The 15,982-nt window shown below is 46.2% G+C and carries 10 protein-coding genes; 8 read left to right on the top strand and 2 right to left on the bottom strand.

Features of this window, described 5'->3' with window-relative positions; translation table 11 throughout:
- Positions 1-100: 100 nt before the first annotated feature.
- On the bottom strand, positions 101-1,168 hold the full coding sequence (locus tag L4D05_RS07285; RefSeq protein ID WP_428793461.1) for an ABC transporter substrate-binding protein: 1,068 nt from the start codon (positions 1,166-1,168) through the stop codon (positions 101-103).
- A 335-nt stretch (positions 1,169-1,503) separates the two neighbouring features.
- Positions 1,504-3,519, bottom strand: coding sequence for a bifunctional tRNA (5-methylaminomethyl-2-thiouridine)(34)-methyltransferase MnmC2/FAD-dependent 5-carboxymethylaminomethyl-2-thiouridine(34) oxidoreductase MnmC1 (gene mnmC, locus L4D05_RS07280; protein WP_428793460.1), 2,016 nt, complete (start codon positions 3,517-3,519; stop codon positions 1,504-1,506).
- 173 nt (positions 3,520-3,692) lie between these two features.
- Here mnmC and fabB point away from each other — a divergent pair, with 173 nt between their 5' ends.
- The 8 genes from fabB (at position 3,693) to L4D05_RS07240 (ending at position 15,939) form a co-directional block, all read left to right on the top strand.
- On the top strand, positions 3,693-4,904 hold the full coding sequence (gene fabB, locus L4D05_RS07275; protein ID WP_428751678.1) for a beta-ketoacyl-ACP synthase I: 1,212 nt from the start codon (positions 3,693-3,695) through the stop codon (positions 4,902-4,904).
- Positions 4,905-5,242: 338 nt separating this feature from the next.
- Complete coding sequence (locus tag L4D05_RS07270; RefSeq protein WP_428793459.1) at positions 5,243-6,376, top strand: 4-phosphoerythronate dehydrogenase; 1,134 nt, start codon at positions 5,243-5,245, stop codon at positions 6,374-6,376.
- Positions 6,373-7,386 carry an aspartate-semialdehyde dehydrogenase gene (locus L4D05_RS07265; RefSeq protein WP_428751680.1) on the top strand — a complete coding sequence of 338 codons (1,014 nt, stop codon included), beginning with the start codon at positions 6,373-6,375 and terminating at the stop codon, positions 7,384-7,386. The genes L4D05_RS07270 and L4D05_RS07265 overlap by 4 nt, the downstream gene beginning before the upstream one ends.
- Before the next feature lie 184 nt (positions 7,387-7,570).
- Positions 7,571-11,854, top strand: a complete 4,284-nt coding sequence (locus L4D05_RS07260; RefSeq protein ID WP_428793458.1) for a FimV/HubP family polar landmark protein — start codon at positions 7,571-7,573, stop codon at positions 11,852-11,854.
- A gap of 317 nt (positions 11,855-12,171) precedes the next feature.
- On the top strand, positions 12,172-12,975 hold the full coding sequence (truA, locus tag L4D05_RS07255; protein ID WP_428793457.1) for a tRNA pseudouridine(38-40) synthase TruA: 804 nt from the start codon (positions 12,172-12,174) through the stop codon (positions 12,973-12,975).
- A 153-nt stretch (positions 12,976-13,128) separates the two neighbouring features.
- Positions 13,129-14,055 carry an acetyl-CoA carboxylase, carboxyltransferase subunit beta gene (gene accD, locus L4D05_RS07250; protein WP_428793456.1) on the top strand — a complete coding sequence of 309 codons (927 nt, stop codon included), beginning with the start codon at positions 13,129-13,131 and terminating at the stop codon, positions 14,053-14,055.
- Between the two features lie 41 nt (positions 14,056-14,096).
- Positions 14,097-15,380, top strand: a complete 1,284-nt coding sequence (gene folC / locus L4D05_RS07245) for a bifunctional tetrahydrofolate synthase/dihydrofolate synthase (protein WP_428793455.1) — start codon at positions 14,097-14,099, stop codon at positions 15,378-15,380.
- A 16-nt stretch (positions 15,381-15,396) separates the two neighbouring features.
- Positions 15,397-15,939 (top strand): SPOR domain-containing protein, encoded by a 543-nt coding sequence (locus L4D05_RS07240; RefSeq protein WP_428751685.1) that lies wholly within the window; start codon positions 15,397-15,399, stop codon positions 15,937-15,939.
- Positions 15,940-15,982 lie beyond the last annotated feature (43 nt).

The raw sequence follows: 15,982 nt of genomic DNA, 5'->3' as shown, positions 1-15,982 counted from the left end.
CAGGGAAATGCAAAAAATTATGGTAACGATAATGACAGTAAATAGAGATCGAATTTACCATTGTGCGCCATGATTGAATTATCTTATATGACGTAGCGTTCTATTCTTCTTTTCGTTGCAGATAAGGGTCGATGGGATTGCTGCTTAGATCGATGGCGCGAAAATCAATGTTATTCCATTGCTTGTCTAATAAAACGTGGAATAAAGTCGTGTCCGGCTCAATCAAGTGGAAAAGCGTAAACTTAGTGCGCTGTGGCCAGAGCTTCCCTGTTCGGTGCTGGTGTATTTTTACCAAGGCCAGACCAACTGCGGTAAAGTGACCGCCGCCAAGAACCGTGATATTGCCTTGCTCCAGCTCATTGAGTACTCGAGTTGACGTGTTGATCGTGCTGATAAATGCTTCTTCTCCTATGACTTTATCGCTTTTTTTGAGCGCACGTTGAGCGCCATAAGCCATATGATCATTCGCGGTCCAGATGTAACGAATATTCGGGTAAAGGGAAAGGAGCCGATTCGTTTCAGTATAAGCACTGCTTTCTTGCCATTCACCATAGCCATGACGGACGCCATCTAATCCCCCGACTTGTTCAATGAATGCAAGAGCGCCGGCTTTGCGTTGTATCGATGCAGGAGTACTGCTATCACCCGAGAGCAATAGTGCCTCTCCTGCGTGTTGGCCTCCTTGTCGGTATAAGGCTTGAGCAGTGAGGTAGCCAATGCGAAAATTATTAGGAAAAACCCCTGGTAGTAGGCGTTGTTGCCACTCGGGCTCTCGCTGTATTTCAACGAGCTCATCCGGCGTTAAGTTGTTGAGTGTAAAAACGACGTGGGATGAGGTTTGGCTTAGCGATTGAAGCAAAGATCTTCCTGTCTGGGCTTCGTTGACGAGAATGACATAATCAGGTGTTTTACCATTTGCCACTCTTTCTGATAGCCGTTGTTGCATTAGCTCTGTGTCGCGTTCCCCGTGAATGATCTCCAAGTCAATATTGAGTGCTTTTGCTGCTGCTTTTGCATAGTCATCTACGTCCTGCCAAAAGCTTTCATCTGCGTGACCCGGATTGACAAACACAACTCGTGGCGTTGAGTCTGTACTTGCTAATAACCCTGAATTAAAAAACAGGCACCATAAGAAGTTGAGTGATGTGAGTCGTTGTGTCCATTTCATCCTGCTCTCCCCGTGCTTTTAAGCAGTATGGGAAGCGTTCTAGTGCCTGTCGACGCTGAACGATGGGTTTAGCCCTTCGTCTCAGTTCTAACACGTCGTCTCTTTTATAAGAGCGTTTATACCGACATGAGTCTTGTAATAATTAAGAGGCGCTAAACGATAAGATGAGGTCTTATGCGTGGAGGGATTGGAGGTTGATATGAAGCAAAGTGGAGCGGGGGAAGAAATAGACAGAAAATCGAGAGTCTCATGTCAGTGATAACGAACATAAGACTCTAATTTAACGCCGATTTAGCGGCATTGTGAAGGCGACTTATCGGCTTGCGCTTGATTTATTAACCAAATAGCGGGCGTGACTTTTTGATTCGTCGAATCCATGTTCGGCTAGGATGAATACCAGAAAGTAAATCCACTGGTAGTGGTAGTGGATCACCACAAATCTGTGAAATTAACGCTTCCGCAACGAGGGGGGCAGAACTTAAACCGCGCGAGCCCAGACCCAACATACAAAATAAGTTGCGGTGCTCAGGTACTGCAGAGATTGCGTTAGGTGATGCTGCATGCAAAGCGCGGAGCTTTTCATAGTCAGTGACCTGACCGACAAACGGTAAATGGTCGCGGCTGACACTACGTACCCCTTGTCGCGCTTGATTGGTTGAGGTGTCGACATCGTTTACCCACGGTGTGTTAGGTAGGCAGCGCTTTAGTTTTTCTTGGTTGTCGAGTTGTGCGTCGGCGTCGAACTCGCTATTGATATTATCTTTATCGTAACTCGCACCAATGCAGTGAGTATCGGTGTTGGTGTTGCAAGGCGTGAGGTAACCGTCATAGCACAATACTGTCTTGAGCTGTGAAAGCTGCTTGGTTGTGGGGATATGACTGACTTGTCCTTTCACGGCAGATAAATGTAAGTGTTGGGTTTGCTCTAACTGAGTAAATTCATGCCCATTGGCAATGATAACAATATCAAATGTTTGCTCATTATTGCTGGCGTCATTGGTTGAACTAGAAATGCGCCATTGTCCATTACTTGCCGGTTTAACATCGGTAACTGCGGTCGAAAAGTGACAAGTAAGATGATTCTCTTGCTGCGCTTTTCGAATGAGCCCTTGAGTAAGCTGCGCTGGGCATAGCCAACCACCAAGTGGGTAGCTGACACTTGCAAAAGGTGAATCAACACCCATCGTGTTTGAGGTGTCTTGAGCGGACAACCCTTGTACTAGTGCCGTTGGAAATTGGCCATGCAACATTTTGTTGAGTTTAATGTCAGATTTTTCGTCCCACATTAACTGAGTCACTCCACACCAGTCATGATCAAAGTGGACGTTCATTGCGGCTTGCTCTGCAAACTGTCGTGCGTATAAAAAGGCCGGAGCAAAGACCCTTGAAACGCCTTTATGCTCACCATTTAGCAATGGATAAACAGCGCCCTGTCGGTTGCCTGATGCCCCTTCTGCTGCTTGGGCGTCTTTACAAAAGAGGGTGGACTGGATACCACGTCGAGCTAGAGAGGTGATTAAGCTTGCACTGGCAATGCCACCGCCAATAATGGCAATACTACCGATTGAAGCTGGTGTAGTACGGTGATAAAACGGGTCAAAGTTACTGTAAGGCTGCTTTTGACTAATGTGGCCTGCGATCATTTCTCGCTTAGTGCCGAAACCTTTGGTTTTTTGCATATCAAAACCGGCCTCATTGAGTCCACGGCGTACAAACCCGGCTGCAGTAAAGGTGGCGCATGTTGCGTCTTGTTTGGCAAGCTTGACCATGTTGTTAAACAAGGTCTGGTTCCACATCTCTGGGTTTTTGCTTGGCGCGAATCCGTCTAAAAACCAGCAATCCACAATACCTTGTTCGGGCGTGGGGACTAAAGGCATGCAGTCTTTAATGTCACCAAACCAGAGATCTAGGGTAATCATACCGTTAGCGAGCACTATTCGATGACATTCAGGCACAGCTATGGGATAGTGCGCTTGCAATTGTTTGGCGTACTTTTCGAGTTCAGGCCACGCTTGATGCGCTTTTTCAAGGTCGTGCTTTGTTAGTGGGTACTTTTCAAAGCTAATAAAATGCAGCTCTTGCATCGCGGCATCTGGATTTTGCTCTCGAAATTGCTCAAACTGTTGCCAAGCTGCGAGGAAGTTTAGCCCTGTGCCAAAGCCAGTCTCGGCGATGACAAAGCGTCGGTTTGTTAATTCGTGCCAACGTTGAGGAAGGCGGTTTTTCTCTAAAAAAACGTAGCGTGTTTCTTCAAGACCATTGACGTTTGAAAAGTAAACGTCATCAAATTGGTCTGAAACCGGCGTTCCCGCTTCGTTCCAATCGAGTTGAGCGTGAGTGATAGAAGTCATAATATTGACACTTAACTTGTGTTATACCCATTGTATAGCCGTATCACAGCTACAGTTATGGGGCATCAGTTGCAGTAATTGATGTGAATTGTACGAATTTATGGGAAAGCTGACCACTTTTATCCAGTAACTTCGTTATTATTTAGCAGTTTTGAAATTTATAGGAATGTCACATGAAACGAGTCGTAATTACCGGTATGGGTATTGTTTCGAGCATCGGTAACAACGTTGAAGAAGTTTTAGCGTCTCTAAAAGCAGGCCGTTCTGGTATTAACGCCTCTGAGCAGTTCAAAGAAATGGGTCTTCGTTCTCAAGTTTGGGGCGATCTGAAAATTAAACCAGCAGAGCACATTGATCGTAAAAAAATGCGCTTTATGGGTGATGCTGCAGCGTACGCTTACCTTTCAATGGAGCAGGCAATTGCCGATGCTGGACTGTCAGAAGAGCACGTTTCAAATGATCGCACAGGTATTGTTGCTGGTTCTGGTGGTGCGTCTGCACTTAACCAAACGCTAGCAGTGGATACTATTCGTGAGAAAGGCGTTAAGCGCGTAGGCCCATATATGGTTCCTCGTACTATGTCTTCAACTGTTTCAGCTTGTTTGGCAACCCCATTCAAGATTCGTGGCGTTAACTACACAATGAGCTCAGCATGTGCGACATCAGCACACTGTATCGGTCACGCGATGGAGCTGATTCAACTAGGTAAGCAAGATATCGTTTTCGCTGGTGGCGGTGAAGAGCTTGATTGGACGCAAACCATGATGTTCGACGCAATGGGCGCACTGTCAACGAAATATAACGACGATCCAACGAAAGCATCACGTACTTATGATGCCAACCGTGACGGTTTTGTTATCTCTGGCGGTGGCGGTATGGTTGTTGTCGAAGAACTAGAGCACGCATTGGCGCGTGGCGCGACTATCTACGGTGAGATTGTTGGTTACGGTGCAACATCAGATGGCTACGACATGGTTGCGCCATCAGGTGAAGGCGCAGTGCGTTGTATGAAGATGGCAATGCAAGACGTTGATAGCATCGATTACGTTAACACTCACGGCACGTCGACGCCTGTCGGTGATGTGAAAGAGCTAGGTGCAATTCAAGAAGTCTTCGGTGGTAACAGCCCTGCAATTTCAGCGACTAAAGCGATGACAGGCCACGCACTTGGTGCGGCGGGTGTTCATGAAGCGATTTACTCAATGCTAATGCTTCACCATAGCTTTATTGCGCCAAGCATCAACGTTGATACGCTTGACGAAGCAGCCGAAGGCCTAGACATCGTGAAAGAAACTCGCGAGCAAGAGCTGAACACTGTTATGTCAAACAGCTTTGGTTTTGGTGGCACAAACGCGACATTGGTTATCAAAAAATACCAAGCGTAAGCGTTTAATCTCGTGTTGTGAAACGATGCTAGGTTAGCTTACTGAGCTAGCATCTAATCAATGTAACGAGAGACAATTTAGAAGTTTCCAGAGCTGACTGATGAAAGTCAGTCGCAGACGCAAATTTTGACCCCTGGAGAGCGGGTTGGAATCCTTTTGTTCTGGATATTGCCCGGCCTTTTTAAGGACGGGCATTTTTCTTTTTGGACGCAAGAAAAGTAATGGGTATGAAGAGGCGCGGGGCTAGAGAATAAATCGGTGCTAAACCTTTCTCGACAGCATGGCGTTTATCTTGCACAATTCAGCATATTTGAAAGAACCCCATCAGGAACTAGGTAATGAAGATTATTGTAGATGAGGCGATGCCTTATGCAGTTGAGTTATTTCAACAACTTGGTGATGTCGTTGCCATGCCAGGTCGAGAGCTAAACGCAGATGATCTCGTCGACGTTGATGCACTGATGATTCGCTCTATCACCAAAGTGAACGCAACATTGCTGACAAAAGCTAATCGCTTGAAATTTGTTGGTACGGCCACGGCGGGTATGGATCACGTCGACCAAGCACTACTGAAAGAGAAAGGTATCTTTTTTACCGCCGCTCCAGGATGTAATAAAGTCGGGGTCGCAGAGTATGTGATGAGTAGCCTGATGGTGATTGGTCAGCAGCAAGGTTTTTCAATCTTTGATAAAACCGTGGGTATCGTTGGTTGCGGTCAGGTGGGCAGTTATCTACAAAAATGCCTAGAAGGTATTGGTGTTAATGTTCTGATTAATGATCCTCTAAAGCAACAAGAAGGGGACACTCGCACGTTTACTGAGCTCGATACGTTGTTGGAGCAAGCGGATGTGATTACTACGCACACTCCAATTACGACTGATGGTGAGTTTCCAACCCATCACTTGATCAATGAACAGCGTTTGGGGCACTTGCGCGCTGATCAAATATTGATTAATGCGGCTCGAGGCCCTGTGGTGGATAATCAAGCGTTGAAGCGTCGCTTGCAGAAAAATGACGGCTTTACTGCCGTTCTTGATGTGTTTGAATTTGAACCTAAGGTTGATTTTGAACTGCTTCCTCTGCTAACGTTTGCGACCCCTCATATTGCAGGCTATGGTCTAGAAGGGAAAGCGCGTGGAACGACGATGATCTTTAATCGCTTCTGTGAGTTTATGGAATTGGAAAATCGAGCCAATCCAGATGCATTATTACCTGTCGCGCCGATCCCTGCGATCACGTTAGATCGAGAGTGGGACGAGGCTGTGCTGCACAGTTTAACGCAAGTCATCTATGACGTCCGTAAGGATGACGCCGTTTTCCGCCGTGAAATTCACCAAGAAAATGGTTTTGATAGTATGCGCAAACATTATTGGGACAGACGCGAATACGGCGCTGTTCGAGTCAAAGGTCACGCCGATTGTAATCTGGCACCTTTGGCAGAGTTAGGATTTCAGATAGAGGTAAACCAATGAGCCAACAATTTAATATCGCTGTATTCGGAGCCACCGGTGCTGTAGGTGAAACTATGGTCGAAGTACTTCAAGAGCGTGAGTTTCCTATGGGCGATGTTTACCTTCTAGCAAGCGAACGTAGCGAAGGAAAAACGTACCGTGTGAATGGTAAAACGGTACGAGTACAAAACGTTGAGGACTTTGATTGGTCTCAAGTGCACATTGCATTATTTTCGGCAGGCGGAGAATTGTCTGCGAAGTATGCGCCGATCGCCGCAGATGAAGGTGTGGTTGTTATCGACAACTCTTCTCACTATCGTTATGATTTTGACGTCCCTTTAGTGGTACCTGAAGTCAATCCAGAGGCGATTGCTGAGTTTCGTAACCGCAATATCATTGCTAACCCAAACTGTTCAACTATCCAAATGCTAGTGGCGTTAAAACCGATCCACGATGCGGTAGGAATTGAGCGTATTAATGTTTCAACCTATCAATCCGTTTCGGGTGCAGGTAAAGCAGGTATTGATGAGCTAGCTGGACAGACGGCATCATTGTTAAATGGTCGACCAGCAGAAACCAGCGCTTTTGATCAACAGATCGCGTTTAATTGTATTCCACAAATTGATCAGTTTATGGATAACGGTTACACCAAAGAAGAAATGAAAATGGTGTGGGAAACACAAAAGATTTTCAATGATCCGAGCATTATGGTTAACGCGACTTGTGTACGCGTGCCTGTCTTCTATGGTCATGCTGAGTCGGTTAGTGTGGAAACTCGTGCACCGATTGATGCGGACGAAGTAACACGCTTGCTTGAGCAGACGGATGGGATTGAAGTGTTCCACGGTCAAGAAATGCCAACACAAGTTCGTGATGCTGGCGGCAAAGATCATGTATTGGTTGGACGTATCCGCAACGACATTAGTCACCACAGTGGCATCAATATGTGGGTTGTCGCGGACAACGTGCGTAAAGGCGCAGCAACGAACGCGGTTCAAATTGCAGAAGTCTTGATTCGCGACTACTTCTAAATACGCGTTATTTTTAACCAAAGGCCTCTTTATGAGGCCTTTGTGCGATCTAACCGTGTGAACTTGATGCGATTATCTTGCTTGATTCGTGTTTTTTCCCATAGAACCTATAGTTTTGGAGCAAATATCCGATATAGTAAAGAGATAAGTATTGTATTTATAATCGCAGACAGCTGAGCCTTCCATGCATCATTTTTTCAAGCGTCTACTAGTGGCCTTAGCACTAGTTGGAGCCACAACGTCATCATCATTTAGTGCTGACACTATTCGCCTTTCTGGCCCGAATGGTGAGCTATTGGATGCTCCTCACTATTCAGAGCAGATCCGACGCCCTGTATCCGCCTCCGTGGCCGATGAGCCTTCTCGATATTATGGTCCAACTAAACGCTCAGAGACCTTGTGGTCTATAGCGTCAAAATTCAAGCCAACAGGCGCGAGCGTACAGCAAACCATTTATGCCTTTTACGAACTTAATCCCGGTGTATTTGAAGACGAAAATATTCACAAGCTGATCCCGGGTAATCGTCTACGTGTCCCGTCTTCAACACAAATCAATCAAGTTGATCGTCAGGAAGCACTATCAGTTTTAGCTGCGCATCAACAGCGGCTAACGTCGAATAAAGCGACGGTTAAACCCAAAATTGAACCAAAACCAGTTGCAAAGGTTACGCCATCGGTAGAAACGCCAATAGCCAAAACATCCGCTCAGCCACCACTGACTAGCGATGCTAATGATAATAAGGCTGTGGATAGCAAAATTATTGATAGCAAGGTTATCGATAACAAGGGCGTTGATAAAAAAGCCATTGCAGAGTCAGTGGAGAAATCACTGACCAATAAATTGCAGCAAGAGCTAACGCGTTCAGAAGACGAGCTTATTTCATTAGAGGAACGTAATCACCAGTTGCGACTCATGCTGTCCAAGGTTCAGCAGCAAGTGGACACGCTACAAGATGAAGTGAGTAATGAAGAGCGCATTCGCAGTGAAGTCGAACGTCAATTACTTGATGAAAAGCGCAAACAAGAAGAGATGCAGCGTTTAGCACCGACAGCCATGGATACTTGGTTATCTAACCCTTGGATTGTTGGGCTTCTTGCCATTGTACCCGCGTTATTTGTTGGACTACTTGTGATGCTCGTGATGAGAACACGCAAGAGCAAGACCAATGATGGTGCATGGTCTCATGACAACAATGAGCATGGTGATGCAGCAAGCGTTGCAGCCATGGGAGCGGCAGGTGCGGCTGTGATGGCGTCTGACACTGCAGAATCGATGCAAGATGATGACGATTTGTTCTCTGATGAGCTGTTTGGCGACTTCGAAACTGATGTTGACACGGATGAAGCGGCAACGAAGCAGGAAAAAGAAGCCGAGAACGATATTTTTGCCGACCTAAATGAAGGCGACTTAGACTTCAACCTTGATGATGAAGATGACCCTTTTGCTAGCATCGGTGACGACGGTGAATTGGATATCGGTTTTGTTGATCTCGACGCCAGTAATAATGGCATTAGCGTTAAAGACGGTGAGAAAGCATTAGGCTTAGAGGAAATGGAACGCGCGCTCAATGACGTTGCGGTGCCTGAATCTGACTTAGATGACCTCGACCTTAACTTGTCTGATGAAGATGAAACGGATCCGGTTTCTCAGCAAGAGTTGGATGACTTATTTGCTGAAATTAACATGCAGGAACCAAGCTTAGATGAGCAATTTGAAATAGATGAACCAGTAGAATCTGATGATGGCGCGATCAACCAAGCGCAGATGGATGAACTGCTGTCTAGTGGGTTTGATCTAGACGAATCAGAAGCTGACGCATTGGATGATATTTTTGCTGAGCAGGAATCAGTGAGCGATACATCGTTAGCAGATACCCCAGAGAGCAATGCTGGCATTGAGGTTGGTAATGATGATATTGATGACCTTTTTGCACAATTCTCGCAGATAGATACGCCGAGTGATACACCGCCACAGACGCAAGCTCAGTCAGAAAAGTCGGAGTCCTCAGATGAGGTCGCCTTACTTGATGAAATGCTTGGAGACGATTTTGAATTATCGAATATCTCTGACTCAGATTTGATGCTGGAAGAGATCGTTGATAGTGAATCGCCGGATCAAGTACTGCAATCGAAAGGGGAAAATTCGGACGAGAATAACTTGGACGATGATATTAACCTTGATGAAAATAGTACTGATCTGCTTGATGAGCTAATGTTTGAGCATGCCTTTGATGCGCCTGATAAAGACGACCATGAATCTTTGGCGCTCGACCCATTTGAATCTGGTCAGCTGTTAACTGATGATGAGCCTGAAGCTCACTTTAAACTCGAAGAAGAATCTGAACTCACAGAAGAACAGGATGCGTTTGCAGAACTATTTAGTGCTAGTGACGAGGAGTTAGAGGCTCAAGAACACGCGACTAGAGACAGTGAAACCACACAGGCGAGCGCTCAAGATGCTCTTAGTTTAGGTGACTCTAGTGAGTTAGAAGAGGTAGATGAGTTAGAAGGGGTAGAAGAAGTAGATGCGCCCGATGAGTTGGACGATATCGACGCTTTACTGGCTCAGCATGGTAGCCAAGAGCCGTTGGCAGAAGTTACTAGTGAGCTGAATCATGAGCCAGTATTAAGTGATGCTGACATTCAACAGCCTGATTTGACTGAGCAAGACAATGTGCCGTCTAGTGATATTGCTGCAAGCGATATCGATGCGGATAGCGACTTTGATATTGATTCACTGCTAGAGCAAAACTCAATTCAGGACAAAGGTGCAGAAAAGGCTAGTGATGAGCATGTGACTGACGCAGATGTTGCCGATGTAGATGCTGGTTTTCAAGCGACTCTGGATGATGCGATAGAAGCGATAGCAACCAGCGCGCCTTCTGAGGCATTGGCGAGAGAACACGCTAACGATACTGTGCCTCCTACTATTGATGGTGAGTTTGACTTTTCACCACAAATTGAAGGTGGTGTTGATGCCCCTGATGATGATTTTGACGCTGAGAGAGAGCAAGCTGAGCTTAATGCGTTAGTAGAAAACGAGTTTGGCATCCCACATGATGACGACTGGAATGTGGATAGCACGACACCGGTGGAACCAAACGCTGTGGCCCATGACGCCGTAGAACCAGAAGTTACCGTTAAGCCAGACATGACTTCGCCGCCGCAGGATAGCGAAGCGGCATTGAGTGATGAGGCAAATGACGATGAATTTTTGGATTCAGCGTTAAGTAGCGAATACAGCGAAGCCCAAGCATTAGCGGATTCAGAAGATGATTATCAGTTTGACAGCGATGAGGTGGTGGGTGAAGAGCAAGCTTTTGCCGTTGATGATACTGACCTTCCTGAATACAGTGAAGAAGACGCCTTGGCTGACGTATTGGCAATGGGCGCGCTTAAAGACGAATTGTCAGCGGATACTAACCATCATAGTCAACAGGATGCGGATGAAGAGCCCGAGCTTGTCAATGAAGCCTTAGAACGCCAAGAAGCGTCAACAGCGAGTTCGCCAATAACTGAAGTGCCAGCCACTGAAATGCCATTAACGGAAAGCGGTGTCGCTGATGTAAATGATGATGGTGACGCGCTTAACACGGGCAAACTTGATGAGACGTTTAGTCATGATGACATTGTATTCCCTGAATATACCGAAGAGGATGCATTAGCGGATTCAGCGGATTCAGCGGATGTGGATAGTGCTGAGCAACATCCTCAATCCGAGATTTCCGCCCTAGAAGAGCCAGCGCAAGCATTTTCAACCCAGGAAGAGATGGTTGGTGAAACGCTGGATCATTCTGAAATCGATGCGTTGGCGGATGCGTTTTCAATGGTTGATACGCAAGCGTTGGAGCAAGAAGGTCAACTGGGTGAGTTGCTTAGCGATGGCAAGCAAGGCTTTAGCAATATTAATCCAGTGGATCAAACTACAGCAGACAGCGCAGGACTTGATTTGGCAACCATGCTAGAAGACGATACGTCGATGGATGGTGGTGAAGATTGGAATGGATTTACTCTAACGGATGCTCAAAAAAACGCCATAGACCAATCTATTCCTGATGAAGAGCAAGCGATCTGGACTCAGGACGCAGGTTCACTAAAAAGTGCTAAGAACGAAGATTGGTCTTCTCAAGACCCAGTAGAAAATTTTGAAGACAGCAGCGCCCAGTTTATGACGATTGATGAGCTGATGGCTCAGGTCAACGACGAACCGCAGTCTGAGGTTGATGAGGAAGAAGCACTACAACTTGACGTTGGGCTAGATGAGTTCCCAGATGTTATTGGCGAGGTCACTGATGTCGATGTGGATAATGACTCAGAGGCATCAGGGAATCTTGACTTGGCGAAAATCTACATTGAAATGAATGATTTTGATGGCGCGAAAAAGTTACTGCAAAAAGTACTTGATGAGGGCTCAGAGTCCCTAAAAGATGAGGCGCGAGGCGTGCTGGATAAAATGTCCGCGTATTAACGTGGCTCGCCTGCTAATTTTTATCCATTATTCCTGTCTACGACTAGCAGGCTGCGGAAAATTTTAGCAGGTTACGAAAAATTAAAAACGGCGGAGACGCCGTTTTTTTATGGCGCTATAACGACGTGCGTTTTGTATGGTCTACGGTTTTGTCTCACATAGTGAGAGGAGGAAAAGTCTGGAGGGGGCGAAGTACGGGTCAGCCTTTTGTTAGTATCGTGTTAGGTCTGTGCTGTGCTTAGCGGCAAATTGGTAATCTAGCCATTTGAGTATATACTTTGCCACCCAGTAGGAATGACGAACGTTCAGAGAGAAATATGAGAGTTGCATTAGGTATCGAGTATAACGGTGCCAATTACTATGGTTGGCAAAGACAACGTGATGTGAATAGTGTGCAAGCGGAATTGGAAAAGGCGCTATCAGTAGTCGCGAATCAGCCAATTGAAGTGATGTGCGCGGGACGCACAGATGCCGGTGTTCATGGAACGGGCCAAGTGGTTCATTTTGATTCTCCGGTCATTCGTAAGCCAGCCGCATGGACAATGGGTGTAAACGCCAATCTTCCTAAAGATATTACCGTTCGCTGGGCAACAGAGGTCTCTGAGTCTTTTCATGCGCGTTTTTCTGCAACGGCGCGTCGTTACCGGTATGTGATCTTCAACCACGCTTTGCGACCTGGAATTTTATCGACAGGCGTTAGCCATTATCATGGTGAGCTTGATGTTGAAAAAATGCATCAAGCGGGTCAGTTTTTACTAGGCGAAAATGATTTCACTTCATTTAGAGCGGTGCATTGTCAATCGCGAAGCCCTTGGCGTAACCTTATGCACCTTAATGTAACTCGTCATGGTCCGTATGTGGTGATTGATATTAAGGCGAATGCGTTTGTCCATCACATGGTGAGAAATATTACCGGTAGTTTGATTGTTGTTGGTCGCGGGGAACAACCGGTAGAGTGGATCGAATGGTTGCTAGCGCAAAAAGACAGAAAGCTTGCGGGCGCGACAGCGAAGGCAGAAGGGCTGTATTTGGTTGATGTTGATTACCCAGATGAGTATTCGCTCCCAAATGTGCCAATTGGTCCATTATTTTTCCCAGATGATTTGAACTCAGGCTGGTAAAACGACTCAAATGAAAGAGTTGGTGGGTGCTTGACTACAAGGTACAACCAGTTTTTTATCTACAGTGGCGCTGTTATGTGGTTTAATCCTCAAGCATATTTGAATTCAATACTCTCGCTATGATAGCGGGAGTCACAAAATAAAAGGTCTTCCATGAGTTGGCTTGAAAAAATTTTAGAAAAAAGCAACATTGTTACCTCACGTAAAGCCTCGATCCCTGAAGGGATCTGGACGAAATGTACGTCTTGCGAGCAGGTGTTATACCATGCAGAACTTGAGCGTAACCTAGAAGTATGTCCAAAGTGTGACCATCACATGCGTATGCGTTCTCGTCGTCGTTTGGAAACGTTCCTCGACAAAGATAACCGTATTGAACTAGGGACTGAATTTGAACCTCAGGACAAACTGAAGTTTAAAGATTCTAAACGCTACAAAGAGCGCATCTCAACAGCGCAAAAAAATAGCGGTGAGAAAGACGCACTTGTTGTCATGCAAGGTGAAGTCATTGGCATCCCTGTCGTGGCCTGTGCGTTTGAGTTTGCTTTCATGGGCGGCTCCATGGGTTCAGTCGTAGGTGCTCGCTTTGTTGCTGCTGTTGATGCGGCTATTGAAAACAACTGCGGTCTAGTGTGTTTCTCTGCTAGTGGTGGTGCCCGTATGCAAGAGGCATTAATGTCTTTGATGCAGATGGCGAAAACCAGTGCAGCGTTAGAGCGTTTGTCTCAGAAAGGTCTACCGTACATTTCAGTAATGACGGATCCAACAATGGGTGGCGTATCGGCAAGTCTTGCGATGCTTGGTGACATTAACATTGGTGAACCTAAAGCACTAATTGGTTTTGCTGGACGTCGTGTTATCGAGCAAACGGTACGTGAAGACTTACCAGAAGGCTTCCAACGCAGTGAGTTCCTATTAGAGCACGGTGCGATTGATATGATTGTTGATCGTCGCGAAATGCGTCAACGTGTCGGTGGTATGCTGGCAAAAATGACTCGTGCGACTTCACCTTTAGTGGTTTCTGTTAAAGATTCTCCAGCAGAACCCGCATATGAAGTACCAGAAGTGGACGAAAAAGGGTAAAGTACTCACTAAGTTATCATTATTTAGATATTGACTGCTAAATGAGTTCACAATCCATTCCACAAGCCACATCTTCACTTCAGATGTGGCTTGATTATTTACAAAGTATCCACAGTAGCGCCATTGACCTTGGTCTAGAGCGAGTTGCCGTGGTGGCAAACAAGGGCAAGTTAACCAAACCTGCTCCCACCGTTATCACCGTCGCAGGGACGAATGGTAAAGGTTCTACCTGCGCACTAATGGAAGCCATCCTGTTGGATGCGGGCTATTCCGTTGGTGTCTACAGTTCTCCTCATCTTATTCGCTATAACGAACGTGTTCGTATCAATGGTCATGAACTTCCCGACCAATCTCATGTTGCAGCATTTGATTACATCGAAACGCTTCGTGGTGACGTTAGCCTTAGTTTCTTTGAATACGCGACGTTAGCGGCACTTAAACAGTTTCAAGATCACAACGTTGAAGTATTGTTACTCGAAGTGGGACTTGGAGGGCGTTTGGATGCCACAAATGTGGTTGATCATGATGTGTCAGTGATCACCAGTTTAGCGGTCGATCATGTGGACTGGTTAGGCGACGACATTAATGTGATAGGGTTTGAAAAAGCGGGTATTTTCCGCTCGGGCAAGCCAGCAATCTGTGGTCAGCCAAAGCCACCAGCGACAGTTCCCGCTCATGCCGATGACATTGGGGCTGATTTTTACCAAACCGGTATTCAGTTTCACTATGAAATGACATCCGCAACAACCTGGTCATGGCAGCATGGTACGTTTGCGTTAGATTCGTTACCAATACCAGCGCTTCCTTTGATGAACGCCAATACGGCACTAATGGCACTGGGCGCGGCAAAACTGGATATCTCCGATGTGAATATCGTGAATGGCTTAAAGCAAGCAACGCTGCCCGGACGTATGCAGATCTTACCGAGTCAGCCCCTCACCATTCTAGATGTGGCACACAATCCACATTCTGCTGAATACTTGGTTGAACAGTTAGCAAAACGCTATCCTGATCAGATCTTTAAAGTTGTCATTGGTATGTTGCATGATAAAGACGTAGCAGAAACTATGCGAGCCCTACAACCGCTAGCGCGAGACTGGTATTTAGCATCGCTGTCTGGCCCTCGTGCTGCGAGCGCTCAGGAGTTGTCTAACTGCTTGGATAATGATGTGGCCTCATCTTTATACGACAGCCCTGTCGCGGCCTATAAGGCGGCGATTGAATCGGCAGAAAACAATGATATTGTCTTGGTACTCGGTTCTTTCCATACTGTAGGGGAAGTCCTCGAATACAACGAAAGCCTTACTAGTGGGTGCGACCGTTAAACCATAAGGAGTAGAGATGGCGAGTAAATTCCAAAGTCGTCTGATTGGCACCATTGTGTTAGTTGCTGTTGGTGTCATTATTTTGCCGGACCTTTTAGACGGCAAGAAACTGCACTACAAAGAAGAGTTTGCCAGTATCCCGCTTAAACCGGAGCTAAACTCTGATGTTGAAAGCTTCGAATTGTTGGAGCCAGAAGATGCCTCAGAGGTATTACCAGACTCGCCAGTGACAGCGACGGTTGGTGAAACGCTTGAAGATAAGACGCAATCAGACGTGGTAGATGTCGCGATCCAAGAGGTGCCTGAGCGAAATGACTATGCAGATAGTGCATGGATTATTCAGCTTATGGCCCTTAAGAATGCGGAAAATGCACGCGGACTGGTCGCTGATTTACAGAAACGGGGTTATCAAGCGCATGTGAAGCAAGAGTCAAACTTTACTCGCGTGATAATCGGCCCCGATGTTTCAAAAAGTAAACTTGAGACGCAATTGGTTGAATTAGAGAAAATTACCGGTTCAAGAGGTCAATTGCTCAAATTTAAACCACTAAATCCATAAGAAAACGTTTGCGTCGCGTTTTTTTCTGTTAAAATGCGCGCCA

It is taken from the genome of Vibrio nomapromontoriensis (assembly GCF_050337205.1).
Classification (GTDB): Bacteria; Pseudomonadota; Gammaproteobacteria; order Enterobacterales; family Vibrionaceae; genus Vibrio; species Vibrio nomapromontoriensis.
Note: the sequence above shows the minus strand (reverse complement) of the source record. Positions and strands in the feature narration are given on the sequence as shown.